Raw genomic sequence first — 24,026 nt, forward strand, 5'->3', positions numbered from 1 at the left:
CTCTAAACTTCGTAGATAAGGTCAAGAAGTTCCTTTGCCTTCTGCTGGTCAATGAGCTTCAGCCTTTTATAGACCTCCCTTGCCTCTGATACCTTTCCGGCCCTGACGCAGGCAACTCCAAGTTTAAGGAGAAGCTCCGGGTCTTCAGGCTTCTCCTGAAGCTCTTTCTTTAAATCTTCAATAAACCTCTCCAGAAGGCTCTCTCCCATCCTGCTGAAGACTCCCTTATAGCCTCTCTCCATCATGGTCTTGCTCCATAAAATCTATAACTGAGACTGCATATCCTCTCCAGATTTTCCAGAACAAGGTCCTCCACGAATGGGTTATGAGATATAAGAACCACGTTCAGTCCAAAGCCTCCCTCCTCAAGTAATCTTCTTGAGTTTTTTAAAAACTCTCTCAGCACCTCATCATGTTCTATCTCAAAGGGTGCACCTAGGAAGTGATGGCTTATACCCAGAAAACTGCCGGGCTTTACCCTCACCGTTAGCCGTATGGGATTGAGGCTCTCTATGAGCCTTTCTCTCTCAACTGCATACTCAAGCCCAAACATGAGCATGGCGTCGGTGACCAGATGCCTGGAGGATAGAGAAACAAACTGTCTGAAACCGCTTTCTCTGAAGTCCAGCTTGAGGTTGTCCTTTACGGTCTCAACCCAGTGGGGGTGTGGGTTTTCCAGTAGCCAGAATATTTTCTCAGGATAAAAGCTCTGACCTTCCTGCCTTCCCCACAGCATGGTGACTAGGGGCATTGTTATAAATATAGGCTGGGTTTATATTTTTATGCCATGTTTGGAGTGCTCAGAAAAAAACCCCTTGACAAACTTGTGGAAGCTCTCGGGAAGGAGAAGGTGAATACATCCCTCGTTGAAAGAAAACTCTATTCCTACGATGCAACTCCCATACCCGTTGAGAGGGCTTTACCCTCCGCTGTGGTCTTTCCAGAGAGCCATGAGGATGTGGTTAAACTGGTAAAGGCATGCTATGAAGAAGGAATACCCATCTTCCCGAGAGGTGCCGGCTCAGGCCTGACGGGTGGTGCAGTGCCAACCTCTGAGAGGGGCGTGGTTGTATCCTTTGAGAGGATGAAGCGATTTGAGGTGAACGTGGACAACGCCACTGCAGAGGTCCAGCCAGGCGTTATAACTGCACAGTTTCAGGAGTATGTGGAAAGGCTGGGGCTCTTCTATCCACCAGACCCCTCTTCTTTCAAGTATTCAACCCTTGGGGGGAACATTGCAGAAAACGCCGGCGGACCAAGATGCCTCAAGTATGGTGTAACGAGGGAATATGTGCTGGGGCTTACCGCAGTGATAAAAGATGGGGAGGCTATAAAGACGGGAAACCCTGTCATAAAGGATGTGGCAGGCTACGATATTACCAAGCTTTTTGTAGGGTCTGAAGGGACACTGGGTCTGATAACCTCTGCAACCCTCAAGCTGATACCCAAGCCAAAGGCAAGGGCAACCGCACTGGCGCTCTTTGACAGACTTGAGCATGTGGGCAGGGCGGTTACAAAGATATTCACCTCTGGCATATTCCCCTCCGCCCTTGAGTTTATGGATGAGGATGCCATAAGGGCTGTGGAGGACTACAAGCCAGTGGGACTGCCAAAGGTATCAGCACTGCTTCTCATAGAGGTGGATGGCTCACCTCAGAGCGTGCAGGAGGATATAAGGGATATTAAAGAGCTGCTTCATTCCATGGGAGTGGAGGTAAGGACTGCAAACAGCAGGGAAGAAGAGGAAAGGCTCTGGAGTGCAAGAAAAAGCCTGGGGCCGGCCCTTGGAAACCTGAGAACAGGCAAAATAAACGAGGACATAGTAATTCCGAGAATACATCTCTCAGAAGCAATTCCAGAGTTCAGGAAGGTTGCAAAGAAATACGACCTTCTAATGGTCATATTTGGACACATAGGAGACGGGAACCTTCATGTGAACCTGCTCTATGACAAAGCTAACAGAGAAGAGGAAGAAAGGGCAGAGAAGGCAGTGGACGAGGTTTTTGAAATTGCCCTCAGATACAACGGCTCCATAACGGGAGAGCATGGCGTTGGGCTCACAAAGAAGAAGTTTCTCCAGTGGCAGTTTGGAAATGCGGGATATGAACTGCTCAAAGGTATAAAGAGGCTCTTTGACCCCAAAAACCTTTTTAATCCGGGTAAAGTGGTGGAGCTTGAACCATGATAAGGGTCCTATTGATGCTTACGATGCTTGCAGGTCTAAGCAATGCAAGCGATGAGTTTGTGAAAGGCCTCGTGGATAAGCTTATGGAAAAGGGGCAGTCAGCATGGTGGTGGGATTCTAAGTGGTGGGATGAGGGCTACATAGAAAATGTGCCCAACTACAGGGTGAGAGTGGAAACCGCTGTAGTTAAGAAAAGAGATGTGGAAGTGCCCGTCTTCATATACAGGCCAGATGACAGGGAAAGGTATCCAGGAGTTCTTTTTATACATGGAAGGCGTGGGCTTGACGACCTGTTTAAACTTCATGCAAAAAGGCTTGCCAGCAAGGGGTTTGTTGTGATAGCGCCAGACCTCTACACTGGCAGGCTTATACCCCAGTTTCCCATAGAGCATGACCCCGTGCTTGAGGAGGACCTTGATGCAGTCCTGGTGTATGCCCTTAACAGAGATGACTTAAAAGGAAAAAGAATCTGTGCCTACGGACTTACAAGGGGTGGATACTACGCTATCAGGCTTCTCGTGACCTTTAAAAGGCAGGAGAAGAACATAGCCTGCTTTGTGGCCTACTATCCCCATATGCAAAACCCCAACGCCCCAGAGCCTGAACAGGTTTACCGCTACGCCCCAGAGTGGGAAAGCCTTAGAATACCCACCCTGATACTTGTGGGTGAAAATGAGCAGTATCAGAGGATAAGACCTGCGCTTGTGGCGGTAGAACACCTCAGGGCAAAGGGCGTGCCTATATGGATACTGGTTTACCCGGGCGTGGGAAGGGGCTTTGACTTCAGACTTGACAGGAGAACCTTTGCCGATGACCTGGCATCAAAGGATGCTCTTATAAGGTCTTCACTTTTCATGAAGAGGCACCTTGAGAAGGAATAGCCTTTAAAGCCCTGTGGAATATCTCTCTATCTCCCCTGTATTTCAGCAACCTCTCCACCTCTTCAGCAGGGAAAAACTTTGCATCCTTCACCTCCCAGGATGGCTCCGGCTCCCCATCCACATACGCCATAAGATAGTAAACAACGCTCTTTCTTATCTTCTCCCCCTCCCTCACATACCAGTAGTTTATCTTACCAAGCTCTGAAATTATCTTCCCCCTTACTCCTGTCTCTTCGTAAACTTCCCTGACTGCAGTATCCTCTGGCTTTTCTCCTTCTTCCACAAGACCTTTGGGAAAAGTCCACACATCAGAAGGATTCTTGATAAGCAGAATCTGTCCTTCCCTAATAAGCACACCTCCCGCAGAGAATTCCTCCTTCACGGAAGCACCTCCACCCTTCCCCTTGAGAGGACCCTTCCCCTCAGCATTCTGTCCTCCCTCCTTATGCGTATTACTTTCCCAACTCCGCCAGTATCCACAGCCACTGCCTGAAAGCCCACCTCAATGGAACCGCTCCTGTAAACAGCCTCCACAGCCTCACCAGCCTTCACCGCAGGAACTTCCTTCAGCAGGGACCTTCTGAGTATGGTCCCCTTTGTTATGCGGGTTGAAGCCACAAAGTTCCCAAAATCCTCGGGGCTGAGCCTCAGGTCTGAGGGTATGGTCTTCATCAGTCTCTCCTCCACCCTGAAATGCTCAGGTCTTATTGGACTTCCCTGTGGTATGTCCTCAAGGGCTATGTAGACCTTTGCCTTCCAAAGGGCATCTATGATAGCCTGATACCTTTCTCTGCCCGAATAGAGGTATGCAACTGCCCTGCTTCTGCCGTATTCCATATCCAGCTCAACCCTCTCAATTTCCATGCCTCTGGGAGAGGGTATCCTGACCTTCTGAACCTTCACGCTATCGCCGAAGCGCCTGTATACCTCTGACTCCACGAGCCTTTCAGGACTTGCAAAGGCAAGGCATAGGGCAAACAGAAGGCTAAGAAGCCACATGCATTGTCTGCATCAGTTCTCTTATAAGGGTTGCCGGCTCCACTTCCTTTGGACACACCAGGTTGCACTTGTTGCAGGAAAGGCAGTGATAAAGGTTTCCTTCCCTTACCGCCTGATAGGCTCTTAGCTCTTTGTTTTCCTCCCTCGGGTCTTCGTAGAACCTGAAAAGTTTGGCAAAAAACAGAGGACCCGCATAGTTCTCTTCAAGCACCTGTGGGCAGAAGGACTGACAGGCAAGGCATAGAATGCAGTCCGCAGAATTCTCTATCTTTCTGCTAAGTTCTGGCTCTATTCTCGGGTCTTTGCTCTGCTCTTTTATCCAGAGTCGCATGCTCTTGATTTTCCCCACAACCTCTTCGTTGTCCACAACCAGGTCTTTTATTACCCTGAAGTTCCTTATGGGTTCTATGAGCACTTCCTCACCGAAAAGGGCATAGGGCAGTGCCTGCTCCTTGCAGGCAAGCCTGGGAAAGCCATTCACAATTATGGTGCAGGTTCCACATATGCCTGCCCTGCAAAAGTGTCTGAAGCTGAGCGTTGGGTCAAGGTCTTCTTTTATTCTCTGAAGCGCCATAAGAAGGGTCATACCCTCCTGATAGGGAACTTCAAAGGTCTGATAGTAGGATTTTCCAGAATCTTCCTGCCTCTTTATCTTCAGCCTTAAAACCATGGTTAAATAATGTATTCTATTGTGTATGCTGGTCAAGCACTTTGAGAGCAGGGAGGCCTTCTACAGATTCCTCAAGGAGAAAATGGGTGTTTTTTTCAGAGAAGCCTACGAAAGGGCCTTTGAGGGGGTCTTCCATGTGATATATACGAAGGGGGTAAAGACTGAAGTTATTGTCCCTCTTGCAAAAAGAGCCTGCCTGCATGCCTTTTACAGTGAAGACTCTGTTGTCCTGTGTGGTTCAGAAACTCAGCTAAAGGATTTTTGCTCCCTTCTTGTTAAAGAGGACAGAAGCCTTGCCCTTGAAATCCTTCAGAAGCTCCAGAGCTACAGAAAGAGGTCCTTTAAGCTCCAGTTCAACCAGAAAATACTGCCCCTGGGTATAAAGACTGCGGTAATGGGCATTCTCAACATAACACCCGACTCCTTTTCTGACGGTGGTCTTTACCTTGAGCCTTCAAAGGCAATAGAGAGGGCGGTGCAGATGGTGGAAGAAGGTGCGGATATAATAGATATAGGAGCAGAGTCCACAAGGCCAGGCTCTGAGAGAATAAGCGCAGAGGAGGAGCTCAGAAGGCTTATCCCTGTGCTGAAGGAAGTAAGAAAAGAGCTCCCCAATGTCTGGATTTCCATAGATACATACAAGGCGAAGGTGGCACAGGCATGCCTTGAGGAGGGGGCAGACATAATAAACGATATAAGCGGTGGAACCTTTGACGGAGAGATGTTCAGGGTCGTGGCATCCTATGGCTGTCCTTACGTGCTCACGCATATAAAGGGAAGACCGGAGACATGGAGAGAAAAACCACCCGTCTACGAGGATGTAGTGGAGGAGATAGTGCTGTGGTTTGAGGAGAGGCTGAGGGCTCTGAAAGATACTGGCTATAATGGACAGGTAATCCTTGACCCGGGCATAGGCTTTGGGAAACTCCCTGAGCATAACGTGGAAATACTCAAGAGGTTTGAAGAGCTCAGAATATTGGGTCTTCCGCTTCTTGTGGGCGTCTCAAGAAAGTCCTTTATAGGTCTTGTGATGGAGGGGCTTCTCAGGAAGAAAACTGAGCCTGTGGAGAGGCTGTATGGCAGTCTGGGTGCCCTTGCACCTGCCGTAATCAAGGGGGCAAACATAGCAAGAGTCCACGATGTAAGACAGACAAGGGAGTTTCTGGCACTTCTTGACACGGTAAGAACGTATGGTGAATTTTAACTGGGAACTTATAAGGCTCTTTTCATGGAGAGACATTGTTGATATACTGGCAGTTTCTGCTTTTATTTATGGCATTCTGTATTTTCTAAGAATAACAAAGGGTCTTCAGATTTTCAGGGGAATTATGGTGCTTGCAGCCTTCTGGCTTCTTGCGGAGCTTCTCAGTCTGAGAACCCTTTCCTGGGTCTTTGAAAAGCTGTGGACTGTGGGGCTTTTTTCACTTGTGGTTATATTCCAGCCGGAGATAAGGAAAACGCTCAGCAGGCTTGGACAGAAGACAGGAATATCCGTAATAAAGCCTGTGGAGGAGAGGGTGGTGGACAGGGTGGTGAGGGCATGCTCCTTTCTCTCAGATAGACAGATAGGTGCGCTCATAGTGATTGAAAGGGGACAGAATGTGGAAGGCGTTGTAGAGGGTTGTGTCCTCATAGACAGCCTTGTATCTGTTGAGCTGCTGATAACCATATTCAACCCCATATCTCCATTGCACGACGGTGCGGTAGTGGTGAGGGGAGACAGAGTCCTCTATGCCTCTTGCATACTGCCCCTTTCAAAGTCCGCAGAACTCCCAAAGAAATACGGAACCAGGCACAGGGCTGCCCTGGGTATCTCGGAAGAAACGGATGCTCTGTGCGTGGTAGTTTCTGAAGAGACCGGAGAGATTTCCCTTGCTGTAGGTGGTAAGCTGCAGAGGAACCTTGACCCGGAAATGCTGAGAGAACTACTTTTAAAGGAGTTGAGAATTGAAAAGGCTTGAGGTCTTTTTATTCAGGGACTGGCAATACAAGATCCTTTCCCTTCTGATTGGCATAGCAATGTGGTTTTTTATCAATTTAGGGGAGAGGGTTCCCATGAGCATAGAAAGAAGCATTGAAGTTTACAACAGGGAGCAGGGCTACGACTACAGGCTTGAAAGGAAAAAGGCAAGGATAAGGCTCAGAGTGATGGAGAGGTTCGTTTCTGAGGAAATGCTGGAAGGAGCCAGCGCAGGCGTGAATGTGAAGGGCATGAGGGAAGGTGAATACACTCTCAAGGTAGAGACCAGAAATCTACCAAAATTTGTTGTATCTGTTGATAGGATTGAACCTGAGTACGTCAAGGTGAGAATAATAAAAGCCCCCGAAGGGGGCCAGTAGTCTTATCCGCAGGAGAAGGAACTACCGCAACCGCAGGAGCCAGAAACGTTGGGATTCCTTATGGTGAAGCCGCCACCCATAAAGTCCATCACGTAGTCAAGCTCTGCGTTGTTCACATAGGGCATGGAGAACTGGTCTATGGCAATTCTCAACCCCCCAAACTCAAAGACGTTGTCTCCCTCTTCTATTGTATCATCAAAGCCCATGGCATACTGAAAACCGGAACATCCTCCGGGAACAACCCTTATCCTGAGTATGGGCTCAGTGATGCTGTTTTCCTGGGCAATTCTCAGCACCTCCTGAACCGCTTTTTCTGTAGCAAAGAAGTTAAAGGCTACCTTTTGCATAACACTACCTCCTATAAGAATTTCTTAAGAATATGATAAGCTTGGGGCAGGCTTTTTCAAGGGGAAGCTATATGACCATTCTCATGGAGAGCTTTCCACCCTGTGAATCAGCCAGTAGACCACACCAAGGGCTGTAAGAACCAGTGCAAGAGTTATGAGCTCCTGAAACTTCTCGGGGGATAGGGAGATGATAAGAACCTTTCTTATGACTGCAGCAAGGGCAACCCCCACAAAAGCCTTTATACTTACAGCTCCTCCCCTTATGTGTTTTATCTCTTCCGATAGAAGCTCGGATATGGCATAGAGAATAAGCACAGAGCCCAGTATGCTCAGACCTCCTCTCTCAAGAGGTAGCTGACCCACAAGGACCATGTAGAACTCATACACTATCCAGACTATGAGGAAAACACCAACAATGGAAAGGGTGAGTATGATAAAGGCATCAAAAACCCATGCTATGCGCCTTATACTACCTATCAATATGCTCTGATGTCTTTTCAACTCCTCCATGGTTATATATCATAAAAGCTGTCAGACTCAGGTCTTATAATAATCCACATGCCTATAGACAAGGAAAAGATAAAGCAGGCAATAAGGCTATACCTTGAGGGCATAGGAGAGGACCCGAATAGAGAGGGTCTTCTGGAAACCCCAGACCGTGTTGCTCGCATGTGGGAAGAGTTTGAAAGGCAGAGGGGCTTTGACTTCAAGCTTTTTGAGGAGTTTGGCTCATACAATGAGATGGTGCTTGTAAAGGACATAAACATATACTCCCTGTGCGAGCACCATCTCCTGCCCTTCTTTGGCAAAGCCCACATAGCCTACATACCTGACGGAATAGTATGCGGTCTTTCCAAGCTGGTTCGAACGGTGCGTGCCTTTTCACTGAGACCTCAGGTGCAGGAAAGGCTCACCAATGAGATAGCAGACTTTCTGATGCAGCAGCTCAATCCAAAAGGTGTGGCAGTGGTGCTCGAGATGGAGCATCTGTGCATGTCCATGAGGGGAGTTATGTCTCCGGGGCATCTCACAACCACCTCAGCCCTGAGGGGGCTTTTTCTGAGCGATCTCAGGACCAGGGAGGAGTTTCTAAAGCTGATAGGCAAGTCATCTCCATGAAGGTTTGCCTTATAGCAGGGTCTGGAGAGCTGCCGGGTGTTTTCCTGAAAAAGGCAAGAGAAAAAGGTCTTGAAGTTTTTGTGGCAGGAGTCAAGGGTATAACAGACCTTCCAGCAGACGAATACTTCCCCCTCGGCAAGGTGGGCAGGCTCCTGAGAGCACTTGAGAGGAGGGGAATAAAGGATATAGTTATGCTTGGAAAGTTTGAGCACAGCCTTATATTTTCCCATCTTCTCACCCTTGATGAGCTTGCCCTCAAAGTGCTTAAAAAGGCAAAGGATAAAAAGCCTCAGACACTTGTCAGGACGCTTATGGAAGAGCTTCAGGCTCTTGGCTTTCAATTCCCAGACCCAAGACCTTACCTTGAGGAGCTTCTTGCACCTGAGGGACTTATGTCCACCAATGAACCCTCAGAAGAGGCCATGGAAGATGGTGTATGGGGCTTTCTTATAGCAAGACAGATAGCGGACCTTGACATAGGACAGACCATCGTAGTAAAGGAAAAGGCCGTAGTGAGCGTTGAGGCGATGGAGGGAACCCAGAAAACGATAGAGAGAGCTGGCCAGCTGGCTGGAAGGGGTTGCAGGGTTATAAAAGTGGCAAGAAAAAGTCAGGACTTTCGCATAGATGTGCCCACGGTAGGTCCAAAGACGCTGGAAGCCATAAAGAAGATAAAGGGGGATGCCCTCTTTGTGGAGGCAGGAAAGGTTTACCTTCTGGAGAGGGAAAAGCTTATAAAGCTGGCAGACAGATATGGAATATCCCTCTATGGGCTCTGAAGGAAGAACTCAATGGCTTCCTTTGGCTTGCCCTCAAAAACAACCCCTCCATCTTTGAAAACAAAAACCCTGTCACATCTCAGAAGGTTTGAAAACCTGTGAGCAACAAGCACTATGGTTTTACCCTCAAACTGGCTGAATATGTTGTCCAGAACCTCCTCTTCCTTTTTTGCATCAAGGGCAGATGTAACCTCATCAAGAAGAAGGACTTCTGGAGACCTTAAAAAGACCCTTGCAAGGGCAAGCCTCTGCTTCTCCCCTCCAGAAAGGCTTCTTGGACTTACCTCCTGGTCAAGGCTCTCCACAAAATCGCATCCAGCAAGCCTGAGGGATTTCCAGAAGAGTTCTTCATCCTTTCCCCCTGCCATGAGAAGGTTTTCTCTTACAGTGCCCGGGAAGACGAAGGCATCTTGAGAAATTAGCAGAAAGTGTTTCCTGAGGTCTTCCCTTTTTATGTCCCTCAGCTCAAGCCCATCCACCCTCAGGCTCCCTTCGTAGGGCACAAGTCCTGCAAGCACACGCAGAAAGGTGCTCTTGCCCGAGCCTGTATCCCCCATTATTCCAACCTTTTCACCTCTATGGATGCTAAGGTTCACATCTCTGAGTAATTCAGCTCCCCTAAATCTTACACTTAACCCCTTCACCTGCAGACCTTCTTTCAGGCTCTGCAGGGGCAATTTCCCCTCTTCCTCTTCCCTCAGGCTCAGAAGCTCTCTTATCCTTTCTATAACGGGTAGTGAAGACCTCACTTCCATCACACCCTTCTGGGATTCCATGAGGGGATTTTGCATAAACACAAGAGCTGTAAGGTAGGAGATGAATTCTCCCGGTGTTAAACTGCCTTCCACTACCCTGTAGCCTCCGTAGAGTATGACCAGCGCAACCACCAGATAACCAAAGGTGTAGTTAAAGACAGAATTAAGGGCAAAGTATACCTCCGACCTGAAGCTGGACCTGAAGAGAGACCTGTTTAGCTCATGAAAAAGCCTCTCAAACATGGACTGTGCGCCAAAGCTTCTTATGCTATCAAAACCGGAAAAGGAGCTGAAAAGCCTGTCTGCCACGCCAGCATAACTTTCCTGAGCCCTCTTTATGTGCTTGCCTCTCTTACCGCCAAAGTATCTCACCGCAAGGGAAAGGACGGGGAGAAGAAAAATTAGCCCCACCGTCAAAAGCCAGTCTCTGTATAAGAGGACACCGAAGAGGAAAAGCACAGTTATGGGCTCCCTTATGAGCTTTATGGCATAAGAACCTATAAGGTTTCTGTAAAGGTTCATGTCAGATATGACCCTTGAGGCAAACTCTCCAGCAGAAATGCCAAGGAAGGCAGAGTAGTCCACTCTTAAAAGCCTTCTGAAGGCTTCCTCTCTGAGCCCCCTCATCTCAAGCTCCGTGTAAAGTGCAGAGAAAAAACTCACAGCGAAGTTTCCTGTCTGAGAGAGAAGGACGAGCCCGATAAGTGCTAGTATTGTCCTGAATATCTCTTCCTCTTCTTTTAACAGAAAGACCTTGTCCACAAGTGATTTAATGAGCAGAGTAATTCCTGCAGTCCCTGTAGCTTCAAGCACAGAACCAAGAAGACTCAGGATTATAAAATGCCAGTATTTCTTCAGGCGTCCAGATGCCCACTTGATATTATCCATACAGTAGACTATTTTATTAGAGAGCCATGGTGAGATGGATAGCTGGGATAATACTGGCTTTCCTGCTGATTGACCATATATGGGTTCATTATGGTGGACCACTGGCAGAAAGGCTTAGAGGGCAGTACAGGGAGGAACTAAAAAGGGGAACCATTGAGAAAGAAGAGGTCCCTCTTCAGCAGTCCTATAGGAAAAGTATACTTGACCAGGCGTGGGAGAGGGTAAAGGGAGCTCTAAAGAGAGAAAAAGCAGAACAAAAGAGTTGATTTTTCAGGAGGTCTGATATGGAATTCAGGTTCAACACCATAGAAGAAGCCCTTGAGGACATAGCTCAGGGGAAGATGGTGATAGTGGTGGATGACCCAGACAGGGAAAACGAGGGCGACCTCGTTATGGCGGCGGAGAAGGTCAGCCCTGAAGCCATAAACTTCATGGCAAAGTATGGAAGAGGTCTTATATGCCTCACTTTGACACCTCAGAGGTGCGATGAGCTTGACCTCTACCCGATGGCGATGAGAAACACAGACCCCAAGGGCACCTACTTCTGCGTCTCCATAGACGCCCACCCGAGATTTGGCACCACCACGGGCATATCCGCCTTTGACAGGGCGATGACCATAAAGCTGGCAGTTAGTCCCGATGCAAAGCCTTCCGACTTTATAAGGCCGGGGCATGTGTTTCCACTGAAGGCAAAGCCCGGGGGTGTTCTGGAGAGAGCAGGACACACGGAGGCGAGCGTTGACCTTGCAAGGCTTGCAGGTCTTTATCCGGCTGGGGTCATATGCGAGATAATGAAGGAAGACGGAAGCATGGCAAGGCTTCCTGACCTTGTGGACTTTGCAAGAAGGTTTGACCTCAAGATAATAACCATAGCGGACCTCATAAGATACAGGCTGAAAAGGGAAAGGCTTGTGATTCGTGAGGCTACCGCAAACCTCCCCACAAGGTACGGCTTTTTCAAGATACACGCCTACAGGCACATACTCACCGGAGAAGAACAGGTAGCTCTTACCATGGGAGAGTGGAAAGAAAACGAGCCGGTCCTTGTCAGAGTTCACTCTGAATGTCTTACGGGCGATGTGTTCAAGTCTCTGCGGTGCGACTGCAGGTCCCAGCTTGAGTCTGCCATGGAGGCCATAGCTCAGGAAGGAAAGGGCGTGCTCGTCTACATAATGGGTCACGAAGGAAGGGGAATAGGCATAGTGAACAAGATAAAGGCATATCATCTTCAGGATATGGGCTATGACACGGTGGAGGCCAACGAAAAGGTGGGATATCCCGCAGACCTCAGAGACTACGGAATAGGCGTTCAGATACTTCTTGACCTTGGCGTCAAAAAGATGAGGCTTCTTACCAACAACCCGAGAAAGATAGTGGCTCTTGAGGGCTATGGGCTGGAGGTGGTGGAGAGAGTGCCCCTCAAGACGCCAGCCTGCGAACACAACCAGAGGTATTTAGAGGCTAAGAAGACAAAGCTTGGCCACCTACTCTAAGGGCAGGTATACGGTAAAAAGGCTTCCCTTTCCTTCTTTGCTCATCACCTCTATTTTCCCTCCGTGGGACAGGGCTATGTGTTTTACTATGGAAAGCCCAAGGCCGGTCCCTCCGAGGTCCCTTGACCTTGAGGGGTCTACCCTGTAAAACCTTTCAAAGATGAAGGGAAGATGCTCTCTGGGAATGCCTATACCCGTGTCCTCCACCTCTATCTGAACCTGAGGGTCAACCCTTTTTGCTCTGACCTCAACCCTGCCGCCACTTCTGTTGTACTTAATAGCGTTGTCCACAAGGTTTTTTAGAAGAAGAAACAGCTTGTCCCAGTCCCCCTTTACCTTAAAGCCATGCTCCACAGAGTTCAGGAGCTCCACCTCCCTCTCCTGGGCCTGAGGCTCCAGAAGGTCATAGACTTCTTCAACGAGAACTCTAAGGTCAATCTCCTCCCTTTTTATTCTCTCCTCACCCGATTCTAATTTTGTGAGTATAAGAAGGTCCTCCACAAGCCTTCTCATATCTTCAACACGCTTGAGAGCCTTTTCCAGAAAGGCTCTCTTTTCCTCTCTGTCCTCTTCCTCATAGAGGGTCTCCAGCAGGCTTTTGAGAACAGCTATGGGTGTTTTGAGTTCATGAGAAACATTTGCCACAAACTCCCTTCTTGACCTTTCGTATCTTTTCAGCTCCGTTATGTCTGAAAAACGAACCACCGTCAGGTCGCTACCTGTGAATACATAAAGAGAATACTCCCTCTCCTCGTGGTCAAAGTTGCAGACCCTGTCCTTCTTCTCTGATATGGCTTCTGCAAGACAGCTTACCACTGTGAGGTTGTTGACACATTCGTAGTAAGGCTTGCCCTCAAAGCTCTCCCTCACAATCTTCCTCCTCACGAGGAAGTCGTTTCCAAAGACCACCTTTCCCTCCCTGTCTATCAGAAGGTATCCCTCGCCAACCTGACTGAGAAACTCCTTAAGAAGGCTCATGGGAGTAGAGGGTGTTCACTATCTTCTCAAGCCTTTCCTCAAGCTCCTGCTCTGTGCCGGCAACCAGGTTTATATGCCCCATCTTTCTTTTTGGCTTCCTCTCCTTGCCATACCAGTAGAGCTTTGTCCCATCCATGGAAAGGATGCTGTGAAGGTCCATATCTTCCAGAGAGAGCCCCAGTATGTTGACCATCCCTGACGGGGACTTGAGCCTTGTAGAGCCCAGAGGAAGACCGCATATGGCTCTCAGGAGGTTCTCAAACTGGGATGTGTAGCATCCATCAAGGCTGTAATGACCCGTGTTGTGAGGCCTTGGTGCAAACTCATTCAGGAGAACCCTCCCGTCCCATGTGTAGAAAAACTCAACCGCCATGAGCCCCACGAGAGCAAAATCCTCCATAAGGGAAAGAAGCATATCCTCCGCCTCTCTTATGGCTAGGCTTCTCGTCTGGTTGTAAAGGAGTATCCCCCCCTCGTGGCGGTTTACGGTAAGAGGATATATTCTGCTGTTGCCCTTTCTGTCTCTGACCCCTATGAGGGAGAACTCAAAGCTAAAGTCTATAAAACGTTCTATGAGAAAGCTTTCCTCCTGAGAGTGATTTTTCAGTATGTTATCCAAATCCTCCAGATAGTAGACCCTGTATTGACCTTTTCCATCGTAACCCAGTTTTTCTGCCTTGACCACACAGGGAAGCCCAAACTCTCTTACTGTATCCTTCAGGCTCCCCCAGCCTGACAGAGTAAAGTCTGCGGTGGGATAGCCCCTTTTTCTGTAAAACTCCTTCTCCCTTATCCTGCTCCTCTTTATCTCAAGCACATTGAGGGATGGCGTGGTAAGGTCATATACCTTTTCAAGAACACCCTCCTCTATGTGTTCAAACTCGTAGGTTATGACATCACAGTGCCTTATAAAGTCTTCAACCCCTTCTGGCGGAAACCACCTGTCTGCAATCCTGCTGGCAGGAGACCTGGGGTCGGGGTCAAGCACAAGAAATTCAAAGCCAAGCTTCCTACCCTCAAGTATGGTCATCCATCCCAGCTGTCCGCCACCGAGAATGCCTACCCGCATGGGAAAATTATAAAACTTCCAGATAACCAAATCCCTGCCCCGTTCTCACCCCCAGTCCGTATTGATACACAAACCTCAGCACTTCAGGGTTGTCGGTATTTATGAAAAACTCTCCAATAAAGGACCTTATGTATCCCCCGTAGTGCCTTACCATCTCTTCCTTGTAGTGTATGAGTCTGAAGGAAAAGGCTTTTACTTCTGGCTCGTAGCCTTTAATGGCTCTAAAGCGCCGGATTGTGTTTTCAAAAAGAACCTCCTGAAAATCCCTTTCCAGAGGAAGGGCATACCTGAGCTTGGGGTTGCCCTCATTGGCCCCAGCCCTTTCCACAACTACCGGAGAAAGCGTCTTAAAAGCACCCTTTGACCAGTCTCCCTCCTTTTCAAGTCTTACATCTTTGAGCACAAACTCCGCCTCCCCGATTTTGTGAACCTTTCCCCTCAACTCGGTTAATCCGTTGTAGAGCTTTACTCCATAAACGGGGTCTCCTGTGGAGATTCGGAGGTTCACAAACTTAACACCTTCAATGGCATCCCTGCTAAAGTTTATTTCCTTCCCAAGGTATACCGCAAAGGTGTAGGGTCTGACGGGGTTTTCAATAAACTCCCTTACTCCAAAGACCCTCTTCATCAGGGATATGAACCTGCGCCTGTAATCAAGGGGTATGCTGGTCTCTTCTGGATTTTCCAGCCTCACAAGGAAACGCATGGAAAAATTTTATAGTGGTGTCAGAAAGCATGCAATGCAGCTGTTATAATATTCTTCAAAAGACAAGGAGGTAGTCAATGAGGAGGATGTTGACACTAACCATTGTGACGGAACCCATCGGTGTGCTGAGCTACGGTGACAGGGTAGGTATTTACACGCTTCTAAAGAAAATAAACACAGTTTCTGGTGCTGAGTTGCCTTTTGCTTCTGATAAAATGCTGAGTTATGAGTTAAAAAGGGCCGGAAGGATTTATCACAACTGGAGACTTCTTGACGAGGAAATAGCAAAAAAGATTAAGTCAATAAGGGACCAGTCTGGTTCAAAGAAAAAGAGAGGGAAAAAGGAGGCAGAAGAAAAAGAGTTATTCTCTGAAGAGGAGAATATTAATGCATCGGTTGATTACGGTAAACTTTCAGTGGAAATCATTAAAGATTACGAAGAGGCAGACCTGTTTGGCTTTATGTTCCCTCTCAGGAACGAAGGAGCCCTGAATCGCAACAAAGCCGTTGTGTTTGACCACATAATCTCTGTAAAGCCCTTTACAGGCTCCCAAAATCTAATACATAACCTTGATGCAAGAGAAAGGTATCTAAAACACCTCGGAGAGGATGACAAGTCCAGACAGGCAATTGTCTACTTTGAGGAGCACAGGTCTCCGTACATATACACCGTATCCATTGAACTGGACAGAGTGGGAAGAGAGGACAGAAGTGGAGAGCTGGCAGTGGAAAACTCAGCAAGAGCAAAAAGAGTTTTGCAGGTGCTTGATATACTGGAAAAGAGCTTTGCAAGAAGGGTTGGTGGTAGAGTATATCCTCTCACACCACTTTTCATGGTAGGGGGCGTCTATGAGTATTGCGTGCCTTACTTCATTAATGCTCTGGGAGTTGACTACGATGGGAATAAGGTAAGCGTCAGCTTCAGAAAAAGTCTGATACCAAAGGGGCTTGGTTTCGTAACTGGTGCGAGGGGTCTCGGTGAACTTCTTGAGGTGAGTGGATGTGATGATGTAAAGAGTATGGAAGATGCCTTTTCAAAGTTGAGGCAGGAAGTAGAGGCTTGTTATGCAGAAGCCCAGCAAACTGCTTAAGTTCAGGCTCTTCTCAAAGTTTGCCTTTTTCAGGACAAGGTTTTCCTTCAAGGGAATTGAGACCTACCCTCTACCAACACCATCAACCATAATAGGACTTTTATACACTGCCTGTGGGAAAAAGTGGAAGGAAGAGGTTTTTGATATGTCCATACAGGGATACTTTGAGGGTAGTATGGAAGACTTCAGGTGGCACAGAGCGGTAGATTTTAACGGAAAAAGCATAGACCGCTACGTTCTGAGGCTGCCCCTTTTGCTAAACCTTGAGGTTGTGGTTCATGTAAAAAGTCAGGATAGGGATACTCTTGATTATTTTCTGGAAGGTCTTTTGAGACCGAGGAGCATCCTGAGGCTCGGGGAGTTTCCAACCTCTATAATCAGTGCGGGTTATGTTGAGTATGAAGAAAGGGAGGCAGATTTCCTGACTATACCATACGATGCATGGGTGCCGGAGGACATTAACAGTGGTTTTAAAAGAGGCTCAAAGGGTATTTATTTCAAGCTACCCACCTTTTGGTCTTCTGTTAACAAACCAAGAGAATTCATTTACAGGGGATATTATTACCATACAAAAGGCAGTCTTCTGCATGGGAGAAGTATCCTGTATGACGAGGAGGGTTTACCTGTATGGCTGTGAAGTTTCTGATTGACAACTGGCTGATGGCGGTTTCTGCAGTAGGTTTTCTGGAGATACTCGCCCAGCATGACCCAGAGCTATACAGAAAAGTTGTAAGCGTGCAGGACAGGTATTTACTTGTTGACAAGAACTTCTGGGATGATGTTTTTCCAGATATTTATGAAGATTGGGCAAAGAAGAATAGGGGGCTACTTATATCTTTTCACAAGAATAATGTTAGAGTCGGAGGGAACATAGCTATAAAGTCAGAGCCACCCTACTTGAGATTTCAAACAGGTCCACTGAGTGAATTTCTGTGTCAGTTTTGTCTTGAAAGGAAGGCATACTTTAAAGTTGACGGGAGAACGGTAAGAGTTTTTGAAAGGGAGATTTTTACACCGCTTGGAAGTTCCGATGACATACCGAGTAACTTCTCGGGGGGACGGAACAACCTCTACATATGCAAAGAGTGCGAGTCCCTTATATACTGCTCAAGTGCTGGCTTTACACGCTTTCGTGGCTCAAACTACTTCCTTTACGTGGAAGAAGACCCTATAACTCTCTGGAAACTAAACTCTTATTTCAAAAGGAAGGTAGAAGGCATAAAAAGGGATAACAGAAGTGTAAGACAGGAGTTCCTTGATATGTCCTTCTTACTTCTCTCAAAGGTAGCCTCTATAAGATTATCGCGGATATATCTTGTTGAACTCAGCTCTCTTGGACAGAATTTCAATGTGTATAGCTCTCACCTTCCGAGAGAGATAATAGAGGTTCTGAACAACTATCTTTCAAAGTTTCCCACAAGGCTTGAGAGTATATACTCTGATGTGCTAAAGCAGGCAAAAGGCAGAAATCTCTATCCTGTTATAATCCGCTTGCTGGAGGGATGGAGTAGATTTAAAAAGGATAAAAAAGAAACCTCATCAGGCAGGGATGAATACATGAGGATATCCAAAAATTTGAGTCTGTATGAAATTGATTTTCTTTTGAGGTTTCAGAAAGAACTTGAAGGAGGGTATACCATGAATGGGAACGTATACGCAGACATAGCAAGGAAGATATCTGCCAGCACCGAGGAAAGGCAAAGGCAGAAGCTGGTCTATGACCTTCTGAGACACATAAGACAGCAGGATGTGCACGGTTTTGTAGAGAGACTTCTATTTGAACTCAACAAGGTAGAGGGTCTGCAACTTGATGCAAGGGAGAGAAAGGGGCTGGAAAAGCTCGCGCTTGGCGAGGACTTTAAGAGTGCTTCTCTGGTGATGGTTGCTCACCTTGTGGGAGGTGACGCAAGGGGGCAGTCAGGAGGGGAAGAAGATGAAGAGTTTCAATCTGAGTGATTACCTTGCAAAACCTGATGGGACAACCCTTCATGAGCATGTTAACTGGTTGCTGAATAACCTTGAGACTCTCAAGGCTTTATACGGAGATAGGATAGAGCTAACCTGTCCAGAGCCCTACAGACCATTTTTGTGGAAGTCTCTTGAGCTTGCCTGCAGGTATCATGACCACGGGAAAATGTGCTCTGATTTTCAAAAAGCCATGAAAAAGGGGGTAAACCCCTCCATAAGACACAACTGTCTTAGCCCTGCTTTCTTTATTCAATCTGTCCCAGAAGTGTTATCTGATGTGCCAGAAGACATAAAAAGTGACCTCATATTTCTCATATGCAACGCAATCCTTTACCATCATCACAGACTGTCAAAGGTAGAAGACATAGAAAATGTATTGAGGGAGGAGTTTGGAATAGATGGCTTGAACTCGCTGGTAAAACACCAGATTAATAAGGGTGAATACGGTTCAATGGATGAATATTTCAGGGACGACTCTGAAGAGTTATATGGGTTTTATTATCTTCTGAAAGGTCTCCTGCTCCGTATAGATCACGCGAGTAGTGCAAAAATACTGGTTGAAAAAGACCCCTTACATGAGGTTTTTAAAGTAGTAGAGCAAAAAATAAAAAATCTCAAACCTTTTCAGAGGCAGGTGTATGAAGAAAGGGATAAAAATTTAATACTCAAGGCTCCGACAGGAAGTGGCAAAACGGAGGCTGGCTTGCTGTTTATGGACTCAAAAGGCTTTTTTGTCCTTCCGGTAATAACCTCAATAAATGCCATGTATGAAAGGTTTGTAAACTTGTTTGGAAGTAATAAAGTAGGGCTGTTGCATTCAAATGCTTTCTCGTATCTATATTCAAGGTCTTCTGAAGACAATACTGTGGAAAGCATCTATGAAGATGTGGAGTATGCAAACAACTTTGCCTATCCTCTCCTAGTCTGCACCCCAGAACAGATACTGCCTTTCGTGCTGAGGTTTAAGGGTTTTGAGAAGTATTACTCTGTGCTTTCTTATTCAAGGCTTGTAATAGATGAAGTGCACGCTTACGACCCAGTGGCTATGGCATATGTGTTCAAGGCAGTAGAGCACACAGTCAAACTTGGAGGTAAGGCTCTGGTAATGAGTGCAACCATACCGGATTTTCTGGAGAGGGATTTCATAAATCTCGGCTTTGAGCTCATAGAACATGAGGAAGAAGACATAATAAGACACCGCATAGCTCTGGTGGATAAGCCTGTGGAAGAGGCTACTGATAGCATACTAGAGCTTTCACAGAAGGGTAAGGTTCTCGTAATCGTGAATACAGTTAGCAAAGCTCAAGAGTTATGCAGGAAGCTTGAGGAGCGTTCACTCAAGGTTTACCTACTGCACTCAAGATTTATACAGAGAGATAAGAGACGACGAGAGAAGGTGCTAAGATGTGCTATACAGACCAAAGAGAGGGGCATATTCATAACCACACAGCTTGCAGAGGTGTCGTTGGACATAAGCGCAGACTACCTGATAACAGAGCTTTCAACAATAGATAGCCTTATACAGAGGATGGGGAGGGTCAACAGAAGGGGAGAAAAGGGAAAGCCTGACAGTCCAAACGTCTTTGTATACACGCAGGAACCCTCCGGGGTTGGCTCTGTATACCACAAAGACCTTGTGCAGACAACTTTAGAAGCTCTGAAACCTTTTGACCGCAGTCTTTTATCAGAGAAGGATAAAAGGGATATTGTCAACCGGGTTTTTGCCAAGGTTGATAACTTCCGCAGGGAGTATGAAGATACAAAAGTTTATGTAGACAGACTATGGGAGCTAAATGGATACATAGAACCATCAGAGAGAAAAGAAGCAATGAAAAACTTCAGGAGAATCTTCAGTCTGAGTGTAGTGCCGCAGATATATAAAGAAAAGGTTTCATCAATGATTAAAGAGTTTAGCAGGGAAAAAGGAATTGGAAAGCTAAAGGTGCTGATGAAAATCTCCGATTATTGCCTTCCTGTGCCATATTATCTATACCTTCAAGATCGTGATAGATTTCTCAAGATTAGCGAGCTTAAGGGATATAACATATACTGGTTCAGGGGAAACTACAGCAAGCATCTTGGGCTCCTATCACTTGCTGACGCTGATGACACCTATCAGGACAACATCCTCTGATGGACCTTAGAGAGCTCAGATACAGAGGCACGCAGGTAGCTTACTCCGTGGTGTGCGAGCGAAAGCTGTGGCTCTTTTCAAGAGGTGTGAGCTTTGAGCACCTTTCTGAGTGGGTGCAGCTTGGAAGACTTCTGGATGAGAGGAGCTTCAGGAGGGAGAGGGAAGAGGACTTTTACGATGAGCCAGTGAGGGTGGACTTCATAAGGTCCAGAAGGGGTCTTGTGGTGCATGAAGTAAAACACTCAAGGGCAATAGAGACCGCCCACGAGCTTCAGGTCAAGTATTACATCTACTACCTGCGTAAAAAGGGTCTGGAGGTTTCCCACGGAGTCATCCATTATCCAAGGGCAAGGCAGATAAGAGAGGTCTACCTTACGCAGGAGGATGAGGGACTTATAGAGGATGCCCTGTTGCATATGGGGGAGGTGCTCTCTCTGAGCTTACCACCCCCAGTGATAGATAAACCTTACTGCAAAAAGTGTGCCTACGAGGAGTTCTGTTATGGGTAGGGTCTACTACATAACGCACAGTGGAGAGCTAAGGCGTGAGGAAAACACCATCGTGTTTGAAAACTCCGAGTTCAAAAAGTCCATACCCATAGAAGACCTTGATGAACTCTTCTTGCTCTCTGAGATTTCCACCAACAGCAAGGCTCTGGGTCTGCTGTCAGAGAGAGGTGCAGTGGTGCACTTTTTCAACTACTACGGATACTACATAGGAAGTTTCTATCCAAGAGAAAAAAATCTATCCGGTTTCCTGCTGGTCAGTCAGGTCCAGCACTATCTTCAAAAAGAAAAAAGGCTCTATCTGGCAAAGAGCTTTGTGGAAGGTGCCATAAAAAACCTGTGCCCCTTTCTTCAGATTGAGCAGGAGACATACCTTTCTGAGCTCTCTTTTGCTGAGGACATACCACAGGTCATGGCGGTGGAAGCGAGGCTGAGAAGGGACTTTTACGAGAAGTTATCCCAAGAAACAGGCTGGGACTTTGAAAAGAGGACAAAAAGACCACCTCATAATCCACTCAACGCCCTCATATCCTTCGGAAACTCTCTCGTTTACGCCAAGGTGCTGGGAGAGATATACCAGACACAGCTCAATCCCACTATAAGCTACCTGCACGAGCCCTCAGAAAAGAGGTTTTCCCTTTCTCTTGACGTGGCGGAGCTCTTCAAACCTATCCTCTCGGACAGGCTCATAGTCCAGCTCATAAAGGAGAGAAAACTCACAGAAGAGCACTTCCTTCAGGAACTCCAGTATGTCTATTTGAGCAGAGAGGGCAGGAGGGTCTTCGTGCAGGCTTTCAATGACCTCCTTGAGTCCACAGTCAGACACCGCAGGCTGAACCGCAAAGTCTCTCACCGCCAGCTCATAAGGCTTGAGCTATACAGGCTGATAAAACACCTGCTGGAGGAAGAAGTCTACAGACCCCTCAACTATTGGGCTCTCTAATGTGGGTCATACTTGTCTACGACATATCCACAGTAGATAAGGAAGGACAGAAAAGGCTCAACAAAGTCCGGAAAATTGTAAAGAGATACATCCACCACGTGCAGAAGTCCGTGTTTGAGGGAAGTATCAGCCTGTCAAGACTGGAGAGGCTCAAGGCTGAGCTTCTTGAAGTTATAGACCGCCGGCAGGACAGCCTGATAATCTACATCTTTGAAGATATGGTGAACCACAGTCGAGAGATTCTCACCGAAGGCGAAGACCCCACCTCTAACCTGCTTTAAGAGTCCCAACTTGAAGAAGACCAGCTATCCCACGAGGAGCTTCCACTGTCCCAGCCGGAGGAGCTCCAAGAGTCATTCCAGCTTGAAGAGCTCCATGAATCATCCCAGTTTGAAGAACTGCTGTGGTCATCATGGTGAAAAACATGATACATAGGGCAGGATGGGTCCCAGAGGGCACGGGAAAGGTCACAGTTATCTTCATGCCATCTCCTGTAGTGGTCATCATCTTCATAGAGACTGGAGGAGCTTTCCCATCTTTCACGGTTTTCATAACTGTCAAGAAGACCGGTGGAGCCTTCTGAGGTTGAAAAACCGCTTGTTCTGCCCATACCGCCATCCTTGTAGCTCGCATCGGAAGATGCAGACCATCCACTAGGCAGACCGCCATAAAAGTTCCCTCCGCTATAGTCAGGAGGGAAAGCCTCATCGTTAGCAGATTTTACTCTCCATAGAAGGAAAAGGATAGCCAGAATCAGCAGAATCAGCTCCATGGTTCACCTCCCTTCTGACTTATTAATATAACCACATGAAGTGTCTGTATCTGACAAACACTGTGCTATAATAATAGAACAAGAGTTAGAGGGGTTATGCCCCCATGACATCTTGGCAACTGAATAGGGCTCTAACTTTTACTGTGCCATACGACCGTATGACCATACGACCATATGTATGGTTTTACGGTCTTACGGCGGTATGGCGTGTGCTTCTGAGCGTTGAAAGTCAAGGCTTTGAATTTGATAATAACACACTCAAGTCTGCAGAACCTCCGACTTCTGGCAAATAACCCCCTTTTGAGAGGGGTGGGGGGTTGACAAAAGGCTTGATGTTTCTTATTATTTTTTACATACCGATTTAGGGTTGCTAATCTACCGTGTGGAGTTGAAACTGAGGAGTCCTTAAGAGATTAAGTAGTGCTAAACAGTGTTGCTAATCTACCGTGTGGAGTTGAAACCACTGCTTTTTGTGGCTCTTCTGTGCTGGTTATAACGTTGCTAATCTACCGTGTGGAGTTGAAACTAGCCCGCGCTTCATGTTCTCGTATGTGTCTGCATGTTGCTAATCTACCGTGTGGAGTTGAAACAGATAAACATAACCTTTCTTGCTTTCATAAAACTTCAGTTGCTAATCTACCGTGTGGAGTTGAAACCTTCTCCTGTGTCTTCTTTTACCCAAACATTTTTTCTTTCGTTGCTAATCTACCGTGTGGAGTTGAAACTATCAAAAAATTGGATCAAATCCTGGTCTTGCTTTGGTTGCTAATCTACCGTGTGGAGTTGAAACTTAATCTGCACATCAATGCTATAATAATCATTGATAACTTGTTGCTAATCTACCGTGTGGAGTTGAAACTCTTTCAATCAACAGCATTACCTTTTCAAACTGGTTGCTAATCTACCGTGTGGAGTTGAAACTTTTTATGTATCCCCTTATACCAAAGCGTGTTTGCGCATTGCTAATCTACCGTGTGGAGTTGAAACGCAAGCTCAAGAGCCTTTTTAATACCCGCAGTGGTGCGTTGCTAATCTACCGTGTGGAGTTGAAACTAAAGCTATCCAATAAACATCTGGCTCAACGGCAATTGTTGCTAATCTACCGTGTGGAGTTGAAACCCTGCTCCACAGTGTTATTCCTATTGTCCCTGCTGCAAGTTGCTAATCTACCGTGTGGAGTTGAAACACTGGTTTGAAGATTTCTTTGGCATATCCGAACACCGGGGAATGTTGCTAATCTACCGTGTGGAGTTGAAATGTGTTTGATACCTCCTATTCTGCATGCAACAGTTGAATGTGCACAGAGCCCACCGCTTCTGGTATAATATAACCCGAGTTGCAAGTTATAAGAAATTATGGTAAAAAAAAGCTCCCCATGGAAAACCCATAGGGAGGATTAAGAT

29 protein-coding genes and 1 CRISPR repeat array are annotated in these 24,026 nt (G+C 46.9%); of the genes, 17 read left to right on the forward strand and 12 right to left on the reverse strand.

All coding sequences use genetic code 11. The features are described from left to right. Nucleotides 1-2: 2 nt before the first annotated feature. Both WHS43_04130 and WHS43_04135 read right to left on the reverse strand, forming a co-directional pair. Entirely contained in the window at nucleotides 3-245 is a 243-nt protein-coding gene (locus tag WHS43_04130; GenBank protein ID MEJ5338824.1) for a tetratricopeptide repeat protein, read from the reverse strand. Beyond that, nucleotides 242-751 (reverse strand): hypothetical protein, encoded by a 510-nt coding sequence (locus WHS43_04135; protein MEJ5338825.1) that lies wholly within the window; start codon nucleotides 749-751, stop codon nucleotides 242-244. The genes WHS43_04130 and WHS43_04135 overlap by 4 nt, the downstream gene beginning before the upstream one ends. Before the next feature lie 36 nt (nucleotides 752-787). Between WHS43_04135 and WHS43_04140 the strand changes: the two genes are divergently transcribed. After that, nucleotides 788-2,185, forward strand: coding sequence for an FAD-linked oxidase C-terminal domain-containing protein (locus tag WHS43_04140; protein MEJ5338826.1), 1,398 nt, complete (start codon nucleotides 788-790; stop codon nucleotides 2,183-2,185). Continuing rightward, nucleotides 2,182-3,066 carry a dienelactone hydrolase family protein gene (locus WHS43_04145; GenBank protein MEJ5338827.1) on the forward strand — a complete coding sequence of 295 codons (885 nt, stop codon included), beginning with the start codon at nucleotides 2,182-2,184 and terminating at the stop codon, nucleotides 3,064-3,066. Before WHS43_04140 ends, WHS43_04145 begins: the two co-directional genes overlap by 4 nt. On the opposite strand, the gene WHS43_04150 is transcribed toward WHS43_04145, so the two are convergent. The 3 genes from WHS43_04150 to WHS43_04160 are packed head-to-tail and all read right to left on the reverse strand — an operon-like array spanning nucleotide 3,038 to nucleotide 4,735. Next, on the reverse strand, nucleotides 3,038-3,448 hold the full coding sequence (locus tag WHS43_04150) for an NUDIX hydrolase (GenBank protein MEJ5338828.1): 411 nt from the start codon (nucleotides 3,446-3,448) through the stop codon (nucleotides 3,038-3,040). The genes WHS43_04145 and WHS43_04150 overlap by 29 nt on opposite strands. Further along, the gene (gene flgA / locus WHS43_04155; GenBank protein ID MEJ5338829.1) at nucleotides 3,445-4,065 is read right to left on the reverse strand and encodes a flagellar basal body P-ring formation chaperone FlgA; all 621 of its coding nucleotides are present in this window, start codon (nucleotides 4,063-4,065) and stop codon (nucleotides 3,445-3,447) included. The genes WHS43_04150 and flgA overlap by 4 nt, the downstream gene beginning before the upstream one ends. Continuing rightward, nucleotides 4,052-4,735, reverse strand: a complete 684-nt coding sequence (locus tag WHS43_04160) for a succinate dehydrogenase/fumarate reductase iron-sulfur subunit (GenBank protein ID MEJ5338830.1) — start codon at nucleotides 4,733-4,735, stop codon at nucleotides 4,052-4,054. Before WHS43_04160 ends, flgA begins: the two co-directional genes overlap by 14 nt. A gap of 25 nt (nucleotides 4,736-4,760) precedes the next feature. Here WHS43_04160 and folP point away from each other — a divergent pair, with 25 nt between their 5' ends. The 3 genes from folP to WHS43_04175 are packed head-to-tail and all read left to right on the forward strand — an operon-like array spanning nucleotide 4,761 to nucleotide 7,075. Continuing rightward, entirely contained in the window at nucleotides 4,761-5,939 is a 1,179-nt protein-coding gene (gene folP / locus WHS43_04165; GenBank protein ID MEJ5338831.1) for a dihydropteroate synthase, read from the forward strand. Further along, nucleotides 5,926-6,696: a diadenylate cyclase CdaA gene (cdaA, locus tag WHS43_04170; GenBank protein ID MEJ5338832.1), complete on the forward strand. Its 771-nt coding sequence runs from the start codon at nucleotides 5,926-5,928 to the stop codon at nucleotides 6,694-6,696. The genes folP and cdaA overlap by 14 nt, the downstream gene beginning before the upstream one ends. Beyond that, complete coding sequence (locus WHS43_04175) at nucleotides 6,683-7,075, forward strand: hypothetical protein (protein MEJ5338833.1); 393 nt, start codon at nucleotides 6,683-6,685, stop codon at nucleotides 7,073-7,075. The genes cdaA and WHS43_04175 overlap by 14 nt, the downstream gene beginning before the upstream one ends. A gap of 2 nt (nucleotides 7,076-7,077) precedes the next feature. On the opposite strand, the gene WHS43_04180 is transcribed toward WHS43_04175, so the two are convergent. Together WHS43_04180 and WHS43_04185 are read right to left on the reverse strand one after the other, a co-directional pair. Then, complete coding sequence (locus tag WHS43_04180) at nucleotides 7,078-7,422, reverse strand: iron-sulfur cluster assembly accessory protein (protein ID MEJ5338834.1); 345 nt, start codon at nucleotides 7,420-7,422, stop codon at nucleotides 7,078-7,080. A gap of 81 nt (nucleotides 7,423-7,503) precedes the next feature. After that, nucleotides 7,504-7,932: a phosphate-starvation-inducible PsiE family protein gene (locus tag WHS43_04185; GenBank protein MEJ5338835.1), complete on the reverse strand. Its 429-nt coding sequence runs from the start codon at nucleotides 7,930-7,932 to the stop codon at nucleotides 7,504-7,506. 48 nt (nucleotides 7,933-7,980) lie between these two features. Here WHS43_04185 and folE point away from each other — a divergent pair, with 48 nt between their 5' ends. Together folE and lpxI are read left to right on the forward strand one after the other, a co-directional pair. Continuing rightward, nucleotides 7,981-8,541: a GTP cyclohydrolase I FolE gene (gene folE / locus WHS43_04190; GenBank protein ID MEJ5338836.1), complete on the forward strand. Its 561-nt coding sequence runs from the start codon at nucleotides 7,981-7,983 to the stop codon at nucleotides 8,539-8,541. Next, nucleotides 8,538-9,320 carry a UDP-2,3-diacylglucosamine diphosphatase LpxI gene (gene lpxI / locus WHS43_04195; protein ID MEJ5338837.1) on the forward strand — a complete coding sequence of 261 codons (783 nt, stop codon included), beginning with the start codon at nucleotides 8,538-8,540 and terminating at the stop codon, nucleotides 9,318-9,320. Before folE ends, lpxI begins: the two co-directional genes overlap by 4 nt. Here lpxI and WHS43_04200 read toward each other — a convergent pair. Next, nucleotides 9,308-10,963 (reverse strand): ABC transporter ATP-binding protein, encoded by a 1,656-nt coding sequence (locus WHS43_04200; GenBank protein ID MEJ5338838.1) that lies wholly within the window; start codon nucleotides 10,961-10,963, stop codon nucleotides 9,308-9,310. The two genes, lpxI and WHS43_04200, sit on opposite strands and share 13 nt — an antisense overlap. Nucleotides 10,964-10,989: 26 nt before the next feature. Here WHS43_04200 and WHS43_04205 point away from each other — a divergent pair, with 26 nt between their 5' ends. Together WHS43_04205 and WHS43_04210 are read left to right on the forward strand one after the other, a co-directional pair. After that, entirely contained in the window at nucleotides 10,990-11,229 is a 240-nt protein-coding gene (locus WHS43_04205; protein ID MEJ5338839.1) for a hypothetical protein, read from the forward strand. 18 nt (nucleotides 11,230-11,247) lie between these two features. Further along, entirely contained in the window at nucleotides 11,248-12,456 is a 1,209-nt protein-coding gene (locus WHS43_04210) for a bifunctional 3,4-dihydroxy-2-butanone-4-phosphate synthase/GTP cyclohydrolase II (GenBank protein ID MEJ5338840.1), read from the forward strand. Here WHS43_04210 and WHS43_04215 read toward each other — a convergent pair. Genes WHS43_04215 through cas6 form a run of 3 tightly spaced genes read right to left on the reverse strand, consistent with a single transcriptional unit; the run spans nucleotide 12,448 to nucleotide 15,209 of the window. Continuing rightward, entirely contained in the window at nucleotides 12,448-13,434 is a 987-nt protein-coding gene (locus tag WHS43_04215) for an ATP-binding protein (protein ID MEJ5338841.1), read from the reverse strand. The two genes, WHS43_04210 and WHS43_04215, sit on opposite strands and share 9 nt — an antisense overlap. Then, complete coding sequence (locus tag WHS43_04220; protein MEJ5338842.1) at nucleotides 13,421-14,503, reverse strand: 5-(carboxyamino)imidazole ribonucleotide synthase; 1,083 nt, start codon at nucleotides 14,501-14,503, stop codon at nucleotides 13,421-13,423. Before WHS43_04220 ends, WHS43_04215 begins: the two co-directional genes overlap by 14 nt. Before the next feature lie 7 nt (nucleotides 14,504-14,510). Beyond that, complete coding sequence (gene cas6 / locus WHS43_04225) at nucleotides 14,511-15,209, reverse strand: CRISPR-associated endoribonuclease Cas6 (protein ID MEJ5338843.1); 699 nt, start codon at nucleotides 15,207-15,209, stop codon at nucleotides 14,511-14,513. A gap of 86 nt (nucleotides 15,210-15,295) precedes the next feature. On the opposite strand from cas6, the gene cas7i reads away from it, so the two are divergent. The 7 genes from cas7i to cas2 are packed head-to-tail and all read left to right on the forward strand — an operon-like array spanning nucleotide 15,296 to nucleotide 22,132. Then, complete coding sequence (gene cas7i / locus WHS43_04230) at nucleotides 15,296-16,300, forward strand: type I-B CRISPR-associated protein Cas7/Cst2/DevR (GenBank protein MEJ5338844.1); 1,005 nt, start codon at nucleotides 15,296-15,298, stop codon at nucleotides 16,298-16,300. Continuing rightward, nucleotides 16,275-16,937: a type I-B CRISPR-associated protein Cas5b gene (gene cas5b, locus WHS43_04235; GenBank protein MEJ5338845.1), complete on the forward strand. Its 663-nt coding sequence runs from the start codon at nucleotides 16,275-16,277 to the stop codon at nucleotides 16,935-16,937. Before cas7i ends, cas5b begins: the two co-directional genes overlap by 26 nt. After that, nucleotides 16,928-18,256: a type I-B CRISPR-associated protein Cas8b1/Cst1 gene (gene cas8a1 / locus WHS43_04240; GenBank protein MEJ5338846.1), complete on the forward strand. Its 1,329-nt coding sequence runs from the start codon at nucleotides 16,928-16,930 to the stop codon at nucleotides 18,254-18,256. Before cas5b ends, cas8a1 begins: the two co-directional genes overlap by 10 nt. Next, the gene (gene cas3, locus WHS43_04245) at nucleotides 18,234-20,402 is read left to right on the forward strand and encodes a CRISPR-associated helicase Cas3' (protein ID MEJ5338847.1); all 2,169 of its coding nucleotides are present in this window, start codon (nucleotides 18,234-18,236) and stop codon (nucleotides 20,400-20,402) included. Before cas8a1 ends, cas3 begins: the two co-directional genes overlap by 23 nt. Next, nucleotides 20,402-20,911: a CRISPR-associated protein Cas4 gene (gene cas4, locus WHS43_04250; protein ID MEJ5338848.1), complete on the forward strand. Its 510-nt coding sequence runs from the start codon at nucleotides 20,402-20,404 to the stop codon at nucleotides 20,909-20,911. The genes cas3 and cas4 overlap by 1 nt, the downstream gene beginning before the upstream one ends. After that, complete coding sequence (gene cas1b, locus WHS43_04255) at nucleotides 20,904-21,851, forward strand: type I-B CRISPR-associated endonuclease Cas1b (GenBank protein MEJ5338849.1); 948 nt, start codon at nucleotides 20,904-20,906, stop codon at nucleotides 21,849-21,851. The genes cas4 and cas1b overlap by 8 nt, the downstream gene beginning before the upstream one ends. Continuing rightward, a complete protein-coding gene (gene cas2, locus WHS43_04260) occupies nucleotides 21,851-22,132 on the forward strand; it encodes a CRISPR-associated endonuclease Cas2 (protein MEJ5338850.1) in 282 nt (93 codons plus the stop codon). The genes cas1b and cas2 overlap by 1 nt, the downstream gene beginning before the upstream one ends. Here the strand turns inward: cas2 and WHS43_04265 are convergent. Further along, the gene (locus WHS43_04265) at nucleotides 22,129-22,623 is read right to left on the reverse strand and encodes a hypothetical protein (GenBank protein MEJ5338851.1); all 495 of its coding nucleotides are present in this window, start codon (nucleotides 22,621-22,623) and stop codon (nucleotides 22,129-22,131) included. The two genes, cas2 and WHS43_04265, sit on opposite strands and share 4 nt — an antisense overlap. A 158-nt stretch (nucleotides 22,624-22,781) precedes the next feature. On the opposite strand from WHS43_04265, the gene WHS43_04270 reads away from it, so the two are divergent. Beyond that, nucleotides 22,782-22,916, forward strand: coding sequence for a hypothetical protein (locus WHS43_04270; GenBank protein MEJ5338852.1), 135 nt, complete (start codon nucleotides 22,782-22,784; stop codon nucleotides 22,914-22,916). 73 nt (nucleotides 22,917-22,989) lie between these two features. Further along, nucleotides 22,990-23,881: a CRISPR direct-repeat array (repeat unit 29 nt; unit sequence GTTGCTAATCTACCGTGTGGAGTTGAAAC). Nucleotides 23,882-24,026 lie beyond the last annotated feature (145 nt).

The sequence above is a fragment of the Aquificaceae bacterium genome (assembly GCA_037481935.1).
Lineage (GTDB): Bacteria > Aquificota > Aquificia > Aquificales > Aquificaceae > Pampinifervens.

Excerpts from the sequence above, each read along its gene's own strand:
- WHS43_04130 (MEJ5338824.1), bottom strand. The coding sequence starts at position 245 with ATGATGGAGAGAGGCTATAAGGGAGTCTTCAGCAGGATGGGAGAGAGC.
- WHS43_04135 (MEJ5338825.1), bottom strand. The coding sequence starts at position 751 with ATGCCCCTAGTCACCATGCTGTGGGGAAGGCAGGAAGGTCAGAGCTTT.
- WHS43_04140 (MEJ5338826.1), top strand. The coding sequence starts at position 788 with ATGTTTGGAGTGCTCAGAAAAAAACCCCTTGACAAACTTGTGGAAGCT.
- WHS43_04145 (MEJ5338827.1), top strand. The coding sequence starts at position 2,182 with ATGATAAGGGTCCTATTGATGCTTACGATGCTTGCAGGTCTAAGCAAT.
- flgA (MEJ5338829.1), bottom strand. The coding sequence starts at position 4,065 with ATGTGGCTTCTTAGCCTTCTGTTTGCCCTATGCCTTGCCTTTGCAAGT.
- WHS43_04160 (MEJ5338830.1), bottom strand. The coding sequence starts at position 4,735 with ATGGTTTTAAGGCTGAAGATAAAGAGGCAGGAAGATTCTGGAAAATCC.
- folP (MEJ5338831.1), top strand. The coding sequence starts at position 4,761 with ATGCTGGTCAAGCACTTTGAGAGCAGGGAGGCCTTCTACAGATTCCTC.
- cdaA (MEJ5338832.1), top strand. The coding sequence starts at position 5,926 with ATGGTGAATTTTAACTGGGAACTTATAAGGCTCTTTTCATGGAGAGAC.
- WHS43_04180 (MEJ5338834.1), bottom strand. The coding sequence starts at position 7,422 with ATGCAAAAGGTAGCCTTTAACTTCTTTGCTACAGAAAAAGCGGTTCAG.
- WHS43_04185 (MEJ5338835.1), bottom strand. The coding sequence starts at position 7,932 with ATGGAGGAGTTGAAAAGACATCAGAGCATATTGATAGGTAGTATAAGG.
- folE (MEJ5338836.1), top strand. The coding sequence starts at position 7,981 with ATGCCTATAGACAAGGAAAAGATAAAGCAGGCAATAAGGCTATACCTT.
- lpxI (MEJ5338837.1), top strand. The coding sequence starts at position 8,538 with ATGAAGGTTTGCCTTATAGCAGGGTCTGGAGAGCTGCCGGGTGTTTTC.
- WHS43_04200 (MEJ5338838.1), bottom strand. The coding sequence starts at position 10,963 with ATGGATAATATCAAGTGGGCATCTGGACGCCTGAAGAAATACTGGCAT.
- WHS43_04205 (MEJ5338839.1), top strand. The coding sequence starts at position 10,990 with ATGGTGAGATGGATAGCTGGGATAATACTGGCTTTCCTGCTGATTGAC.
- WHS43_04210 (MEJ5338840.1), top strand. The coding sequence starts at position 11,248 with ATGGAATTCAGGTTCAACACCATAGAAGAAGCCCTTGAGGACATAGCT.
- WHS43_04215 (MEJ5338841.1), bottom strand. The coding sequence starts at position 13,434 with ATGAGCCTTCTTAAGGAGTTTCTCAGTCAGGTTGGCGAGGGATACCTT.
- WHS43_04220 (MEJ5338842.1), bottom strand. The coding sequence starts at position 14,503 with ATGCGGGTAGGCATTCTCGGTGGCGGACAGCTGGGATGGATGACCATA.
- cas6 (MEJ5338843.1), bottom strand. The coding sequence starts at position 15,209 with ATGCGTTTCCTTGTGAGGCTGGAAAATCCAGAAGAGACCAGCATACCC.
- cas7i (MEJ5338844.1), top strand. The coding sequence starts at position 15,296 with ATGTTGACACTAACCATTGTGACGGAACCCATCGGTGTGCTGAGCTAC.
- cas5b (MEJ5338845.1), top strand. The coding sequence starts at position 16,275 with ATGCAGAAGCCCAGCAAACTGCTTAAGTTCAGGCTCTTCTCAAAGTTT.
- cas8a1 (MEJ5338846.1), top strand. The coding sequence starts at position 16,928 with ATGGCTGTGAAGTTTCTGATTGACAACTGGCTGATGGCGGTTTCTGCA.
- cas3 (MEJ5338847.1), top strand. The coding sequence starts at position 18,234 with ATGAAGAGTTTCAATCTGAGTGATTACCTTGCAAAACCTGATGGGACA.
- cas4 (MEJ5338848.1), top strand. The coding sequence starts at position 20,402 with ATGGACCTTAGAGAGCTCAGATACAGAGGCACGCAGGTAGCTTACTCC.
- cas1b (MEJ5338849.1), top strand. The coding sequence starts at position 20,904 with ATGGGTAGGGTCTACTACATAACGCACAGTGGAGAGCTAAGGCGTGAG.
- cas2 (MEJ5338850.1), top strand. The coding sequence starts at position 21,851 with ATGTGGGTCATACTTGTCTACGACATATCCACAGTAGATAAGGAAGGA.
- WHS43_04265 (MEJ5338851.1), bottom strand. The coding sequence starts at position 22,623 with ATGGAGCTGATTCTGCTGATTCTGGCTATCCTTTTCCTTCTATGGAGA.
- WHS43_04270 (MEJ5338852.1), top strand. The coding sequence starts at position 22,782 with ATGACCATACGACCATATGTATGGTTTTACGGTCTTACGGCGGTATGG.